This window comes from Kitasatospora sp. NPDC001225, assembly GCF_053597855.1.
This window is the reverse complement of record NZ_JBSFJC010000103.1, coordinates 1-13,486: the sequence shown is the minus strand read 5'-3', so window position 1 is coordinate 13,486 and position 13,486 is coordinate 1. Positions and strand designations below refer to the sequence as shown.

Here is a 13,486-nt window from a genome sequence, read left to right as displayed (position 1 = left end):
CCCGGGACGCTGGCGGTGTGTGCTCGGTTCAGCACAGATTGCCACTTCCGCCTGGTCGGAGCTGGGCCCCGGCCCCGCGGCGCCATGCTCTGCCTCGTACCCCTGATCTCGAGAGGTGCGTGGCCGGTGCTGAGCTACCGGGTGGTCCCGGCCTGACGCCACCCGGACCAGGGCGGTACGGCCCCTCGGCGACCTCTTCGCACGGAGGCCTCGAACCCCCTGTCACGAGGGGCGCCGGGGTAGGCCGGTGACGCCCGACGGCGGGCGGAACACCTCACATCCCGTTCCGACGCAAGGAGTCCACTGGAACGAGGCCGACAGGGGCGGCCACTTCGCCGCCCGGGAGCAGCCGCGGCTCCTGGCCGAAGAACTCCGCGCCGCCTTCAGGACGCTGAGGTGACACGGCGCGGTGGTGCCGGGCCCCGCACCACCGCGCGTGCCACCGGCTGACCGCCGCGCGCCGGTCGTGACGGAACCCGTGCGACTCGGCCGGCCCCGCCCTTCGTAGGATGGGTGCAGCTCCTCCGGGAGGAACTCTCCCCGGAGGTGCCATGCCGCAGTCCGCGAACCACCAGCTCATCGGGCGTACCCGGGAGGTGGAGGTGCTGGACCGTCTGCTGCGCGAGGTGCGCGACGGGCGCAGCCGGGTGCTGGTGCTGCGGGGTGAGGCGGGTGTCGGCAAGTCGGCGCTGCTCGACCATCTGGCCGGGCAGGCGGGGCAGTGGCAGGTGGTACGCGCGGCCGGTGTCGAGGCCGAGGCCGAGTTCGCCTATGCGGCCCTGCAACGGCTGTGCGCCCCGCTGTTGTCGCACCTCGGCCGGCTGCCGGAGGTGCAGCAGGAAGCGCTGCGGGTCGCGTTCGGCCTGAGCACGGGAAACCCGCCCGAGATGCTTCTGGTGGGGCTCGCGGTCCTCGGTCTCCTCGCCGAGGCGGCGGCCCGGTCCGCGCTGGTGTGCCTGGTCGACGACGCGCAGTGGCTGGACCTGATGTCCCGGCGAATCCTGGCGTTCGTCGGGCGCCGGCTGGACGCGGAATCGGTGGCGCTGGTGTTCGCCGAGCGGATCACCGACGGGAAGGCGGACGACGAGGGCCTTTCCGGTCTGCCGGACCTTCCGCTGGGCGGGTTGGCCGATGCGGACGCCCGGGCGCTGCTGGACGGCGTGCTGCCGGGGCCGGTCGACGCCCGGGTCCGGGACCGGATCGTGGCCGAGACCGGCGGGAATCCGCTCGCCCTGCTGGAGCTGCCCCGGGGCCTGTCGCCGGCGGAGTTGGCGTTCGGCTTCGGCGGGCCCGGCGCCGGCCCGCTGGCGACCCGGCTCGAGGACGGCTTCCGCCGGCGCGTCGACGCCCTGCCGGCCGACACCCGCGCCCTGCTGCTGGTCGCGGCGGTCGAACCGGTCGGCGACGGGCCGCTGTTGTGGCACGCCCTGCGTCTGCTGGGCATCGGGCCGGAGGCCGTGGCGCCGGCCGAGGCCGCGGACCTGATCACCCTGGGAGCCGCCGTGCGGTTCCGGCACCCGCTGGTGCGTTCGGCGGTGTGGCGCGGCGCGGATGCCGCGGCGCTGCATGCGGCGCACGCGGCCCTGGCCGAGGCCACCGACGCCGAGCGCGACCCCGACCGGCGGGCCTGGCACCGGGCCCACGCCGCGGTCGGGCCGGACGAACAGGTGGCGGCCGCACTGGAGAGCTCCGCCGACCGGGCCCTGGCACGCGGCGGCCGGGCGGCCGCCGCCTCCTTCCTGGAACGTGCCGCCGCGCTCACCCCTTGCCCGGAGGCGCGGGCGCGGCGCGCACTGGCGGCCGCGGCGGCCCATGTCGCCGCGGGCGTGCCGGCCCGGGTGCCCGACCTGCTCGCCGCCGCGGAGCTGGGGCCGCTGGACCGGCTGCAGCAGGCCCATGCCGACCGGCTGCGGGCCAAGGCGTCGTCCATGACCGACTCGGGGAGGGGCGCGGTGCAGCCGCTGCTCGACGCGGCGGGTCGGCTCAGGGACCTCGACCCGGCCCTCGCGCGGGAGACCTGCCTCGCGGCGTACGACGCGGCCATCTGGGTCGGCCGGTACGACGAAGGCGCACTGCGCCGGGTCTCCGAGGCCGCTCGAGACCTGCCGCCCGGCGACGAGCCGGCGGGAGTCTTCCTCAGGACCCTGGTCGCCCGGAGCGTGGACGGGCCGGCTGCCGTCTTCCCGCAGCTGGCACGGGCGCTGCGCTCCCTCACCGACGAGGAGGACCCGTCCGTCCTGTGGGCGGCCGCGAACGCCGCCGCGGAGCTGGGCGATCTCCAGGGCTGGCTGGACATCGGCGGCCGGGCGGTCCGCTTCGCACGCCGGACGGGAACCCTGTCGCTCCTCTCGACGGCGCTGCCCTACCAGGCGTCCGCGCTGGGCTTCGCGGGGCGTTTCTCCCCGGCGGGCGACCTGCTGGCCGAGGCCGCGGCCCTGGACAAGGTCACCGGCTCGGTGGCGCGCACGGCCACGGCGGCCTTGATCAGCGCGTACCAGGGACGGGAACGACCGGCCCTGGAAGCGATCGAGGCGATGGAACACGAGGGCGAGCAGCGCGGCCTGGGCCGACTCGTCGGCGTAGCCGCGTGCGCGAGGGCTGTGCTCCACAACGGCCTGGGCAACTATCCGCTCGCCATGGAAGCGGCGCTCCGGGGCGGGGAGTACCAGGACCTCGTGGTGCACGTCTGGACGTGCGGCGAGCTGGTCGAGGCCGCGACCAGGGCCGGCGAGCCGGCCGTGGCGGCCGGGGCGCGCGAGCGGCTCGCCGACTGGAGCCGGGCCGGCACGCCCTGGGCCCTGGGCGCGCACGCGGTCGCCGAAGCCCTGACCGGAGCACCCGAGCAGGCCGAGGACCGCTACCGCGAGGCCGTCGACCACTTCGGCCGCGGTGGGCTCGGCGTGTTCGAGACCCGGGCCCGACTGCTGTACGGGGAGTGGCTGCGCCGCCGGAACCGGCGCGCGCAGGCCCGTACCGAGCTGCGGGCGGCGTACGAGGCGGCCGGGCGCACGGGTATGGAGGGGTTCGCCGAGCGGGCCCGGCGTGAGCTGCTCGCCACCGGTGAGACGGTTCGCAAGAGGACCGTCGGCGCGCCGGTCCTGACCCCGCAGGAGGCGCGGATCGCCCGCCTCGCGGCCGCCGGGCACCCGAACGCGGAGATCGGCGAGCACCTGTTCCTGAGCCCCCGTACGGTCGAGTGGCACCTGCGCAAGGTCTTCGCCAAGCTGGGGATCTCCTCCCGTCGAGAGATCGACGGCGCCCTGTCCGTACGGTGACGGCCGTACGGTGACGGCGATGCGGTGACGGCCGTCCGGTGACAGCCGTGCGGGATCAGCAGGGGTCACAGATGGTCGGCGTCCACCACGGCCTGGGCGAACGCCGTCGGCGCCTCCTGCGGCGCGTTGTGGCCGATGCCGGTGAGGACGCGGTGCTCGTAGGGGCCGGTGAAGAACTTCCGGTACCCACTGCCGTCGGTGGTGGGCAGGAACGGGTCGAGGGCGGGGTCCACGGCGATGGCCGGCACCGTGACGGGCGGTCGGGCCGCGAGTAGCCGCTCGTAGTGCTCGTAGCGGCGCTCGCCGTCGGCCAGGCCCAGACGCCAGCGGTAGTTGTGGATCACGATGGCGGCGTAGTCGGGGTTCTCGAACGCCGCCGCGGTGCGTTCGAAGGTGGCGTCGTCGAACCTCCAGGTGGGGGAGGTCTCCTCCCACACCAGTCGGCACAGGTCGTGCCGGTTCTGCCTGGTCTCCATGGCGACGCGGCCGCGGTCGGTGGCGAAGTAGTACTGGTACCACCAGGTGCGCTCGGCCTTCGGCGGCAGCGGGTTCTTCTGCGAGGGGAGGTTGACGATCAGGTAACCGCTCACCGCCACCAGGGCCTTGACCCGCTCCGGCCACAGCGCCGCGACGGTGCCGGCGGCCCGCGAGCCCCAGTCGAAGCCGGCCAGCACCGCCTCGGGGATCTTCAGGGCGTCCATCAGGGCGATGACGTCGAGGGCGATCGCGGACTGCTGCCCGGTACGGACGGTCGTCGGGGACAGGAAGGTGGTGGTGCCGTGGCCCCGCAGGTACGGCACGATCACCCGGTAGCCGGCGTCCGCCAGCAGCGGCGCCACGTCGACATAGCTGTGGATGTCGTAGGGCCAGCCGTGCAAGCAGATGACCACGGGCCCGTGCTTCGGCCCGGCCTCGGCGTAGCCGATGTCGAGCACGCCGGCCTGGACCCGCTTCAGGTCGGTGAACGTGGTGTGGGTGCCCGCGGTGACGGCCGGGACGACCGGGGCCGGGCGGCCGGGCCGGTCGGAACCGGCCGCGAGGGCGGCAGGCGCGTTCGAGACCGCGCCGACCGACACGGCCGTGGCGCCCACGCCGAGACCGACCGCTTTGGTGAAGGCACGCCTGTCGATCATGTCTGATCCTTCCTGGAGACCCGCTGGTGCCTCCACTGTTCTCCGGCCGCCGGCCGGACGCATCGGTCACATGACGTCGAGACGCGGGAAGTCGCCCGCGGACCCGCGAAGGGTCTGCCGGGGCGCCGGATTCAGTCATTCGACTGTGTCCGCCGGCCTGCCGCTCGGTGATCCTCGAAGGAGCGCCGTGATGCCGGCGGATCGTCGTGCGTGCAATTCGGAAGGTCTGGCCGTGAAACAAACCCCCGTCGTCCTCATCCACGGTGCGTGGTTCCACATGTCCTCCTGGGAGGGCTGGGCCGAGCGGTTCACCGCGTACGGTTACGCGGTGTGCGTCCCGGGCTGGCCCGGCGAAGCCCACACCGCCGACCAGGCCCGCCGCGATCCCGGCCCGCCGCGCGACCTCGGGCTCGCCGCGCTCGCAGCCCACTACGAGCAGGTCGTGCGCAGCTTCGACGACCCGCCGGTCCTCATCGGGCACTCGGCCGGCGGCCTCATCGCCCAGCACCTCCTCGGGGCCGACCTCGGCCGCGCCGCCGTCGCCCTCGCGCCGCTGCCGGCCGGCGGTGTGCCGACGGCCGACGGCCGGTCCCGGCCGTGGCCGCTGATGTCGGTCGGCCCGACCCGGCACCCGGGCTTCGGGCAGCTGCCGCGCGCCCGGTTCCGACACCTCGTCGTCAACACGGTCGGAGAGGGGGAGGCCGAGCAGCTCTTCGACCGGTACGCCGTCCCGGCCCCGCTCCGGCTGCTCGCGGACCTCGGACTCGACGGCACCGCCACCGGGCCGGCCGGCACCGTCGTGGACACGGCCAATACGGCGCGCGGACCGCTGCTGCTGGTCTCCGGCCAGGAGGACCGGATGGTCCCGGACGCCGTGACCCGCTCGGTCTACAAGCTCTACGGCGACTCCTCCGCCGTGACGGACCTGAAGCAGTTCGCCGATCGGGGGCACTCCCTGGTGTTCGACAGCGGCTGGCGTTCGGTCGCCGACCACGTCCTCGGCTGGCTGGCCGCCAACGGCGTCGAGGCCGTGGCCCCACAGGGGTGAGCGCGGGCATCAGACCTGCGCCGCGTCGGTCCGGCTCAACGCGTCGCGCAGCGCCGCCCGGGCCGTGATGCCCAGCTTGGGGAAGACGCGGTACAGGTGCGAGCTGACGGTACGCGGCGACAGGTGCATCCGCGCGCCGATCTCCTTGTTCGTCAGGCCGCCGGCGGCCAGGTCGGCGATGCGGCGTTCCTGCCAGGTCAGCGGGGCCACGGTCAGCGTCGGGACGCGGGGCGGGGCCCCGGTGGCGCGCAGTTCGGCCCGGGCCCGTTCGGTCCAGCCGGCCGCGCCCAGCCGCTCGAACACCTCGGCCGCCGGGACCAGGTACTGCCGCGCCGGGGCCGGGCCCTGGACGTGGCGCACCCGGATGCCGTGCGCCAGCCGGATCCGGGCCAGCTCGAACGGGAAGCGGGTGGCGTCCGGCTGGGATTCGGCCCGCGTGAACATCTCGGCGGCCTCCCGCTCGTCCTCGGCGGTCATCGCCAGCGCGCCGTAGGTGATCAGCCCCAGGCGGGGCGACACCTCCGGCAGACCGGCGTCGCGGGCGGCGAGGGCGTGCGCCCGGGCCTGGTCGACGCGTCCGGTGTGCCGGGCGGCCTCGACGAGATCGAGCAGGGTGCGCGAGGCCTGGTAGGCGTAGGGCCGGAACTTGCCCGGCTGGGTGATGCCGATGGCGTAGAGGTACGCGGTCTCGTAGTCGCCGGAGCTCAGCGCGGCGGTCGCGCCGGCGGCGTCGGCGACCTGGGTCAGGAATCCCAGTCCGCGCGGGCGGGCCCAGGCGTCCACCTCGGCCTGCAGGTCCCGGGCCCGCCCGACCTGTCCGCGCAGCGCCGCGAGCTGGGCCAGGTACGCGCGGCTCTGGGCGGCGAACAGCTGGTGGCCGTGCTCGGTCGCCAGGTCCAGGCCGCGTTGTCCGGTGTCCTCGGCCTCGGCCCATTCTCCGACCGTCAACTGGTCGAGCATGATCTGGTGCAGCATGACCATGCCGGTTGCCACGGCCCCGGTCTCCAGCTCGCGGTCGACGACACGCTGCAGGTGGGGGCGGTAGTGGCTCAGGAGGTCGAGGTGGTACGCGGCCGCGCCGAACTGCGTGACGTCCCAGGGTTCCAGGTCCGGCAGGGTCGCGGCGGCCTGTCGCACCGGCCCGGCGAAGCCGGCTCCGTGCCTGGTCACGTCGCTCCAGGTGCCGCTGTAGAGACGCGAGCGTCGGGTGAGGAGGCTGCCCAGGGAGGCGAGGAGTTCGTGCGTGCTCTCCCAGGCCGCGCGGTCCCCGCTGTACTGGCTGATCGTCAGGAGCAGGACCACCAGCCGGGTGAGGACCTCGTCAGGTTCGGCTTCGCCGGCAGTCGACGCGACGGCCGACCCGCCGTCCCGGAGCTTCTCGATCGCGGCCGAGACCTGGCGGTGCGTGGAGCGGACGTCCCCGTCCTGGTGGAGCGCCCGGTAGGCGGCCGCCAGCACCGAGGCCGGCGACCCCGTCGAGCCGGGCGTGAGGTCCGCCTGGACCAGCCGGTGCGCCTGGCCGAGGCGGGCGGCGTGAGCGGCGACGAAGGCCGCGTCGGCCAGGCGCCGGGACCGGCCGGTGTGGGTCTCGCTGAGCTCGGCGGCCCGGGTCAGCCAGGCCACGGCCGCCAGCGCGCCGCCGCGCCGGGTCGCCGACTCGGCCGCCGCCTCCAGGATGTCGGCGACGTCCTCGTCCGGATCGACCGTTGCCGCCGCCAGGTGCGTCGCCCGGCGTTCGAGGTTCTCCCGGTGAACCTGTGCCAGCGCCAGGTGGGCGGCGCGGCGCTGGTTGGGAGTGGCCATCCGCACGACGGCGGACCGTACGAGCGGGTGCCGGAAGACGAGATCGCCGGTGACCACCTCGACGTCCAGCAGCCCCGCGGCCACCGCCGTGTCGGCGTCACGCATGCCGTAACGGGTGCCGGGGACGGTGTCGGTGCCGCTCGGGGCCCCGGCGCCGTCGAGCGCGCCCATCAGCAGCTCGGTCCGCACCCGCTCGTCGAGGGCGGCGATGCGGGTGCCGAACAGCCGTTGCAGCCGTCGGGGCAACGGCACGCCGTGCTGACCGATCAGGTCTTCGACCGGGAGATCGCTCGACCGGCCGGCGAAGTGGGCGGGCAGCTCCAGCAGGGCCAGCGGGTTGCCCCGGGCCCGCTCCAGGACGATTCGACGGACCTGTCGGCTCAGCTCCGGGTACCGGTGGTCCAGCAGGCGGGCCGCGTCCTCGTCGGTGAGGGCGGTGACCGGCAGTTCGGGCAGTGCGGCGGTGTCGAAGCGGGACGTGATGTCGCTGCAGACCGCGACCAGCATCTTCGCCGGGCCGCCGGCCAGGCGTCGGCCCACGAAGCCGCAGACGTCGGCGCTGGAGTCGTCCAGCCACTGCGCGTCGTCGAGGACCAGCAGCAGCGGCCGCTGCGCGGCGGAGAGCGACAGCAGGCTGAGCACGGCGATGCCGAGCGCCATGACCGACGGCGGATCGCCCCGCACTCCGCTGAACACGGCGTCGAACACCGCCCGGGTCCCGTCGTCCAGCCGCGCGACGTCGGTGAGCAGCGGATGGAGGACCTGGTGCAGCCCGGCATAGGGCAGCTCGGACTCCGCCTCGACACCGGCGGCCCGGATGACGACCTGGCTCTCCCGCTCCGCCAGCGCGGCGGCGTGGCTCAACAACGAACTCTTGCCGACCCCCGTCTCCCCCCGCAGGACCAGCGCCTGGCCCGTCGCGGCCGTCACGAACGCCGCGAGTTCCGCCTGCTCGTCCTCGCGGCCCACCATCGCCGTGGTGACGCCCCATCGCTGGAACCCGGTCATGTCCCCTTGCCCCTTCCTGATTTCGTTCCCACCGCGCGGCAGCTCCCGCAGCGCCGGCGGGCTGACGCGTGCTTCGACGACGATCGCGTCCCGCACGCGGGGGTGCACCGGACCGGGCGGCATCGAGTCGAGCAACGTCCGGGCGTCGTCGCCGCGGAGCCCGTCCACCCGTGGTTCCGGCAGGCCGGCAAGGCGTCCGGCGCTGGTCGGCGTGCGGGCCCCAGGGCGGTCGTGCCGACGCCGGAAGCCCCTGCCAACAGGCCCCACCCCCGTCAGCTCCTTCGCGGCCGTGGAAGCCGTGCGGCGTCCACCGACCACGATCCCGGGACCACGGGCCCGTCGAGCCAGTGTCGAACCCTGGCCAGTACCCTGGCCGGGGGCGGCCGGTGTCCGGCACGGGCGCGGTGGGGCCGGCATCCTCCTGGCCCCCGGGGGCCTGCTGACGGGACGCCACGCCGACGCCCGCCACCACCCGTAGACGCCCGCCGCGCGACGGGTTCCCCTCGCGTCGACGGGCGCGGAGGAGTCCGGGGCCGACGAACACCGACCGAGCGCCCCACCCGCACAACGGAAGCAGAGACATGAGCGATCAGCACACCATCGGCTGGGACGACGCGACCTGGCTCAACCCTCCGCTGGACGCCGTCCACGACGGCTCCGGGCTGCTCGTCACCACCCGGGACCGCAGCGACTTCTGGCGCACCACCGGTTACGGCTTCGTCCGGGACGACGGGCACGCGCTGCTGACCCCCTTGCCGGACGCCAGCGCCGTCGAAGTGACCTTCGTCGCCGACTTCGACGCCCTCTACGACCAGGCCGGACTCATGGTCCGGGTGGACGAGCGGACGTGGATCAAGGCCGGCGTGGAGATGACGGACGGCGTCCCGCACCTGGGCGCCGTCGTCACCCGCGGGCAGTCGGACTGGTCCCTGGCCCCCGTGCCCGACTGGAGCGGGCGCCGCATCACCGTCCGGGCCAGCCGCGTCGGCGATGCCCTGACGATCCGGGCCCGTCGCGACGACGACCCGTGGCGCATGGTCCGGCTCGCCCCGCTGGCACCGGAGGCGGTGGCATCAGCCGGCCCCTTCTGCTGCTCCCCGCAGCGCGAGGGCCTTCAGGTACGGTTCACCGGCTTCCGTCAGGGGCCCGCCGACGCGTCGCTCCACGACCCGACCGCATCGTAGACCGGGCGTGCCCCGGCCCCCGCACCTTCCCTGAAGCAGGAACCATATTTGCGAAAACGGCAAGTCTGTTTGCCGCCTCCGCTATTGCGGGCGCACCCTCGGAGCTGAGGTTCGAGCGCCGCCCCGGTCCCGGTCCCGGTCCGGTCCCGCCGGGAGCGGCGCTCGTGCGCGAACGCACCGGAAGAGGAGAGCCCCACCATGGCCGCAAAGTCCACCCGCTTCGTGGAGAGTGTCACCGAACAGACCTTCCCCGCCCGCGTGTTGAAGGCGGAGCGCCCCGTCCTGGTCCAGTTCTGGGCCGCGTGGTGCGGGCCGTGCATCAGGGTCACTCCCATCGTCGAGGCGTTGGCCGCCGAGCACGCGGGCGTCCTGGACGTCGTCAAGATCAACGTCGATGAGGAGCCCGGACTGGCGGAGCGGCACGGGGTCACGTCGATCCCCGCCTTCGTGGTCTACGCCGACGGCGCCGTCGCCATGGCGTGGACGGGGGCCGCGCCGAAGCCGGTCCTGGAGCGCCAGCTCGCCCCCTTCCTCCGCTGAGCGCGGACCCGGACCGACCCACGAAGGAAGGCATGGACTCATGAACCCGCAGCACGACCAGGACCTCGGGTGGGACGCCTCCGGCGCGCTCCGGGAACGCGAAGCCGGTGTGCACGCCCCCGCTCTCCTGCGGGCCGTGGAGTGGTTGCGGGGTCTGCTGCGGATCGGCGGCGGCGGACACGCCCCCGTCCACCGGGTGCTGGACGTCGGCAGCGGCCCGGGCGTGGTGACCTGCCTGTTGGCGCAGACCTTCCCGGACGCCGAGGTCGTTGCCGTCGACCGGTCGCCCGGCCTCCTGGAGCAGGTCCGTTCGCGTGCGGCGGCTCAGGGGGTGGCGGACCGCGTCGTCACTCAACTGACGGACGTCAGCGGCGAGTTCGACGCGCTGGGTGCCGCCGACCTGATCTGGAGCCGTCACGGCGTCCAGCAGGTGGGGGACCAGCAGGCGGCACTGCGCTCCCTGGTCGCCTGCCTGCGGCCGGGCGGGCTCCTCGCCGTCGCCGAGAGCGGGCTTCCCCCGCGCTTCCTGCCCCGCGACATCGGCACGGGGCGTCCGGGCTTGCAGGCCCGCCTGGACGCGGCCGCCGAGGATGCCTTCGGCGCGATGCGCGACCAACTGCCGGGCGTGGCCGCGACGGTGGAGGACTGGCCGGCCATGCTCGCCCGTGCCGGGCTCGTCCCCAGCGGAACGCGCAGCTTCTTCACCGATCTCACGTCCCCCCTCGGGATGTCGGCGCGGGAGTACCTGCACCTGCGTCTGACCCGCTGCGCGACCGGATCGGTGACCGGCTGGATCCGGAGGACCGCGCAACGCTGGAGCAGCTCCTGGACAGCGACACGTCCGCGGGCATCCTCGGACGTCCCGACGCCTTCTACCTCACGGCCGACACCGTCCACACCGCCCGGCTGTGCCACGGCGGCGTTCGGCACTGAAACGCTCCTCACCGTGACGAGGCCGCAGCCCAGCAGCTGCGGCCTCGTCGCTCGTCGTGGCCGGTCCGGGTCCGGGCCCGGGTCCGGGCCCGGTGTCGGCGTCGGTGACGCCAACGGGATCGTCAGCCGTTCTGGCAGCGATCGGGAGCCGGGGCCGCGGGCCGCTCCATCTCGCGCAGTCGTGCGAACGGCGCGGTCGTGGCGAGGGCGAGAGCGATCGCTCCCACGAGCAGGAGGGCGAACCAGCCGCCGGACTCGTCGATGACGACTCCGGCGGCGGCGGACGCCAGCGAGGCGCCGAGGTTCACGGAGGTGTTGATCCAGGTCGACGCCTCCGTCCGGCCGGACTCCGGGACGACGGTGTCGGCGATGAGGTACCCGGTGATGAGGGAGGGGGCGAGGAAGAGGCCGACGAGGGCGAGGCCCGCGGCGAAGAGACCGAGCGGGTGCAGCTGGGACACGAGCACCGCGGCGAGCCCCATGCCGGTGCACAGGGTGAACAGCCTCGCGCCGATGCCCGACGTGAGCTTCAGCTGCCCGTAGAGGAACCCGCCGAGGGCGCTTCCGCCGGCGAAGGCCGCCAGGAGCCAGCCCGAGGCCGCGACGGCGTCACGCTGCGCGGCGACGGCCGGCGCCGCGATCTCCGCGACGCCGAGCACGCCGCCGACGCCCACGAGGACGGTCAACACCCGTGCGAATCCCGGCTGCCGGAGCGGGCGGTCACCCCGAGCGACGCCCCCTCCGGTTCCGCGCAGCGCCCCCGACGACGCGCTGGACGTCATCGCCGCGGTGCCGAGGAAGACCGTGGCGGCGGTCACCCAGAGTCCGGTGGCGGGAGACGTGGCCACGATGACCGCGGTGATGACGACGGGACCGCCGACGAAGAGGAGTTCCTCGCAGACCGCGTCGATGCTGAACGCCTTCGTCCGCTGGTCACCGGCGGTCGTGAGCGACGCCCAGATCATCCGCATCGCGGCTCCCAGGGGCGGCGCGGTCAGGCCGACCACCGCGCCGAGGACGAGGAACCAGGCATCCGGGACGCCTTCGGTTCCCGCGATGAGCGCGAGGGCGACGAACCCCGAGGCCTGGCCTGCCGCCATGGCGGTGAGCGCGATCCGCTGCCCGAGCCGGTCGACGGCCCGGGCGCGCCAAGGGGCGGCGACGACGTTGGCGATCCCGAACGTCGCTGTCGCGAAGCCGGCCTGGGAGTACGAACCCGTACTGGCCTGGACAGCGAGCAGGAGGGCCAGGCCGCCCATCGCCAGGGCGGACCGGGCGACCAGGGCGGGGAGGAAGGCGCGAAGCGCGCCGGGAAGGAGAAGAACTGCGAGCATGAGGAGGCTCCGATGATGCGCGGCCGGAGTCGTGTGCGCGGCCGCCGACGTCTGACGGTGATCGAAGTCCGGAGGGCATGGGGAACCGCACCCTCGACGGATCAGAACCTGGGCGGGAGGGACCCAGGACCGTCAGATGAACATCACGATGAACACCCGCGGAGCCTAACAGGCGGGCCGCGGAGACCGGCCGGAATTATCGCCCCGCCGGTGCCGCCCCGGTCCTCGACGTCGGCCTCGCGGCCTGAGACACCACAGGGCCCGGGCCCGGGGCATTGGTCCGTGCCGGTGAGCGGTCCCGTCGCGTGCCTCGGGGATGGGCGGTCCGGCGGACCGGGCGTGGTTCAGTGGCGCGTCGATCTTCGCGATCTTCACGTCGATGGCGTCCCGGGGGCCACCGAGGACCACACCCTGCGCGAGGGCCTCTTCCTCGACCTGCTGCGGCGCGGCTTCGACCCGGTCGGTGCGCGCCGGCAGCTGGAGACCGCCATCGACTGGGGTCGGTACGCGGAGCTGTACGACGACGACGCCGACGACGCCGAGTTCGAGCTCGACCCCGGCGCGGAAGCCGCGCTGTGACGCGCCCGGCCCCGTCCGGTCAGGGGGCCGAGGCTTCGACGAACTCCAGGAGATTGCCCACGGGGTCGGTGGTGTAGAAGCGGCGCTGGGGCGGCAGGCTGTCGTCCCAGACCACCTGCGCGCCGAGTTCGGCGAGCCGGTGGGCGAAGTCGTCGATCTCGCAGACCGCGAGGCCGGGGTGGGCCTTGGTACTGGGGCGGAAGCGCTCCTCGACGCCGAGGTAGAGCCGGACCCGGCCGTCGTCGGCGGCGAACCAGCAGCCGCCGCGGCCGGTCAGCGGCCCGGGCTTGGGCAGCTCCGCCATCTGGAGGACGTCGCCGTAGAAGGCGCGCAGCAGTGCCTCGCTGCCGGGTGGTGCGGAGAGCTGGACGTGGTCGAGGGCCGTGATCACTGCGGTGTCCTCTCGGTCGGGGTGGTTGGGTGGTGTCGACGGGCGGCCGGGTGCGGGCCGTAGTCACGCGAGTGCCGGCTCCGTGGCTGTCGGCTGCCCGGCGGCGTCGCGGCCGTCGTCCAGGTGCCAGTGCAGGTCGCGTACGCCGGGCTCCAAGGACAGTCGGGTGACGACCTGTTCGAGTGCCGGGGCGACCTGCCCGGTGATCGCGACGGTGGCCCGCAGGCTGGTGGCGTCGCCGTTGTCGGTGCGGCGGGC

At 74.3% G+C, this 13,486-nt stretch carries 9 protein-coding genes and 2 pseudogenes; 6 read left to right on the top strand and 5 right to left on the bottom strand.

What is annotated here, in order from left to right:
• Window positions 1-551: 551 nt before the first annotated feature.
• A complete protein-coding gene (locus tag ACWDCZ_RS28750; protein WP_449817341.1) occupies window positions 552-3,275 on the top strand; it encodes an AAA family ATPase in 2,724 nt (907 codons plus the stop codon).
• A gap of 65 nt (window positions 3,276-3,340) precedes the next feature.
• Here the strand turns inward: ACWDCZ_RS28750 and ACWDCZ_RS28745 are convergent, their stop codons facing one another.
• On the bottom strand, window positions 3,341-4,408 hold the full coding sequence (locus ACWDCZ_RS28745; RefSeq protein ID WP_074003390.1) for an alpha/beta fold hydrolase: 1,068 nt from the start codon (window positions 4,406-4,408) through the stop codon (window positions 3,341-3,343).
• 232 nt (window positions 4,409-4,640) lie between these two features.
• Here ACWDCZ_RS28745 and ACWDCZ_RS28740 point away from each other — a divergent pair, with 232 nt between their 5' ends.
• Complete coding sequence (locus ACWDCZ_RS28740) at window positions 4,641-5,456, top strand: alpha/beta hydrolase (protein ID WP_449817340.1); 816 nt, start codon at window positions 4,641-4,643, stop codon at window positions 5,454-5,456.
• Between the two features lie 9 nt (window positions 5,457-5,465).
• Here ACWDCZ_RS28740 and ACWDCZ_RS28735 read toward each other — a convergent pair whose 3' ends face one another.
• Entirely contained in the window at window positions 5,466-8,267 is a 2,802-nt protein-coding gene (locus ACWDCZ_RS28735) for an ATP-binding protein (protein WP_449817339.1), read from the bottom strand.
• Window positions 8,268-8,848: 581 nt separating this feature from the next.
• Here ACWDCZ_RS28735 and ACWDCZ_RS28730 point away from each other — a divergent pair.
• From ACWDCZ_RS28730 to ACWDCZ_RS28720, 3 genes and pseudogenes are all read left to right on the top strand, one after another.
• Window positions 8,849-9,451 (top strand): DUF1349 domain-containing protein, encoded by a 603-nt coding sequence (locus tag ACWDCZ_RS28730; protein WP_449817338.1) that lies wholly within the window; start codon window positions 8,849-8,851, stop codon window positions 9,449-9,451.
• Between the two features lie 198 nt (window positions 9,452-9,649).
• On the top strand, window positions 9,650-9,991 hold the full coding sequence (locus ACWDCZ_RS28725; protein ID WP_449817337.1) for a thioredoxin family protein: 342 nt from the start codon (window positions 9,650-9,652) through the stop codon (window positions 9,989-9,991).
• Window positions 9,992-10,031: 40 nt separating this feature from the next.
• Window positions 10,032-10,442 (top strand): annotated as a pseudogene (locus ACWDCZ_RS28720) (class I SAM-dependent methyltransferase); the annotation flags it as partial.
• 604 nt (window positions 10,443-11,046) lie between these two features.
• Here ACWDCZ_RS28720 and ACWDCZ_RS28715 read toward each other — a convergent pair.
• Entirely contained in the window at window positions 11,047-12,258 is a 1,212-nt protein-coding gene (locus tag ACWDCZ_RS28715) for an MFS transporter (protein ID WP_449817336.1), read from the bottom strand.
• A gap of 339 nt (window positions 12,259-12,597) precedes the next feature.
• Between ACWDCZ_RS28715 and ACWDCZ_RS28710 the strand changes: the two genes are divergently transcribed.
• On the top strand, window positions 12,598-12,837 hold the full coding sequence (locus ACWDCZ_RS28710) for an AAA-associated domain-containing protein (RefSeq protein ID WP_449817335.1): 240 nt from the start codon (window positions 12,598-12,600) through the stop codon (window positions 12,835-12,837).
• Window positions 12,838-12,856: 19 nt separating this feature from the next.
• On the opposite strand, the gene ACWDCZ_RS28705 is transcribed toward ACWDCZ_RS28710, so the two are convergent.
• Window positions 12,857-13,228 carry a VOC family protein gene (locus ACWDCZ_RS28705; protein WP_449817334.1) on the bottom strand — a complete coding sequence of 124 codons (372 nt, stop codon included), beginning with the start codon at window positions 13,226-13,228 and terminating at the stop codon, window positions 12,857-12,859.
• Window positions 13,229-13,291: 63 nt separating this feature from the next.
• Window positions 13,292-13,486 (bottom strand): annotated as a pseudogene (locus tag ACWDCZ_RS28700) (MgtC/SapB family protein); the annotation flags it as partial.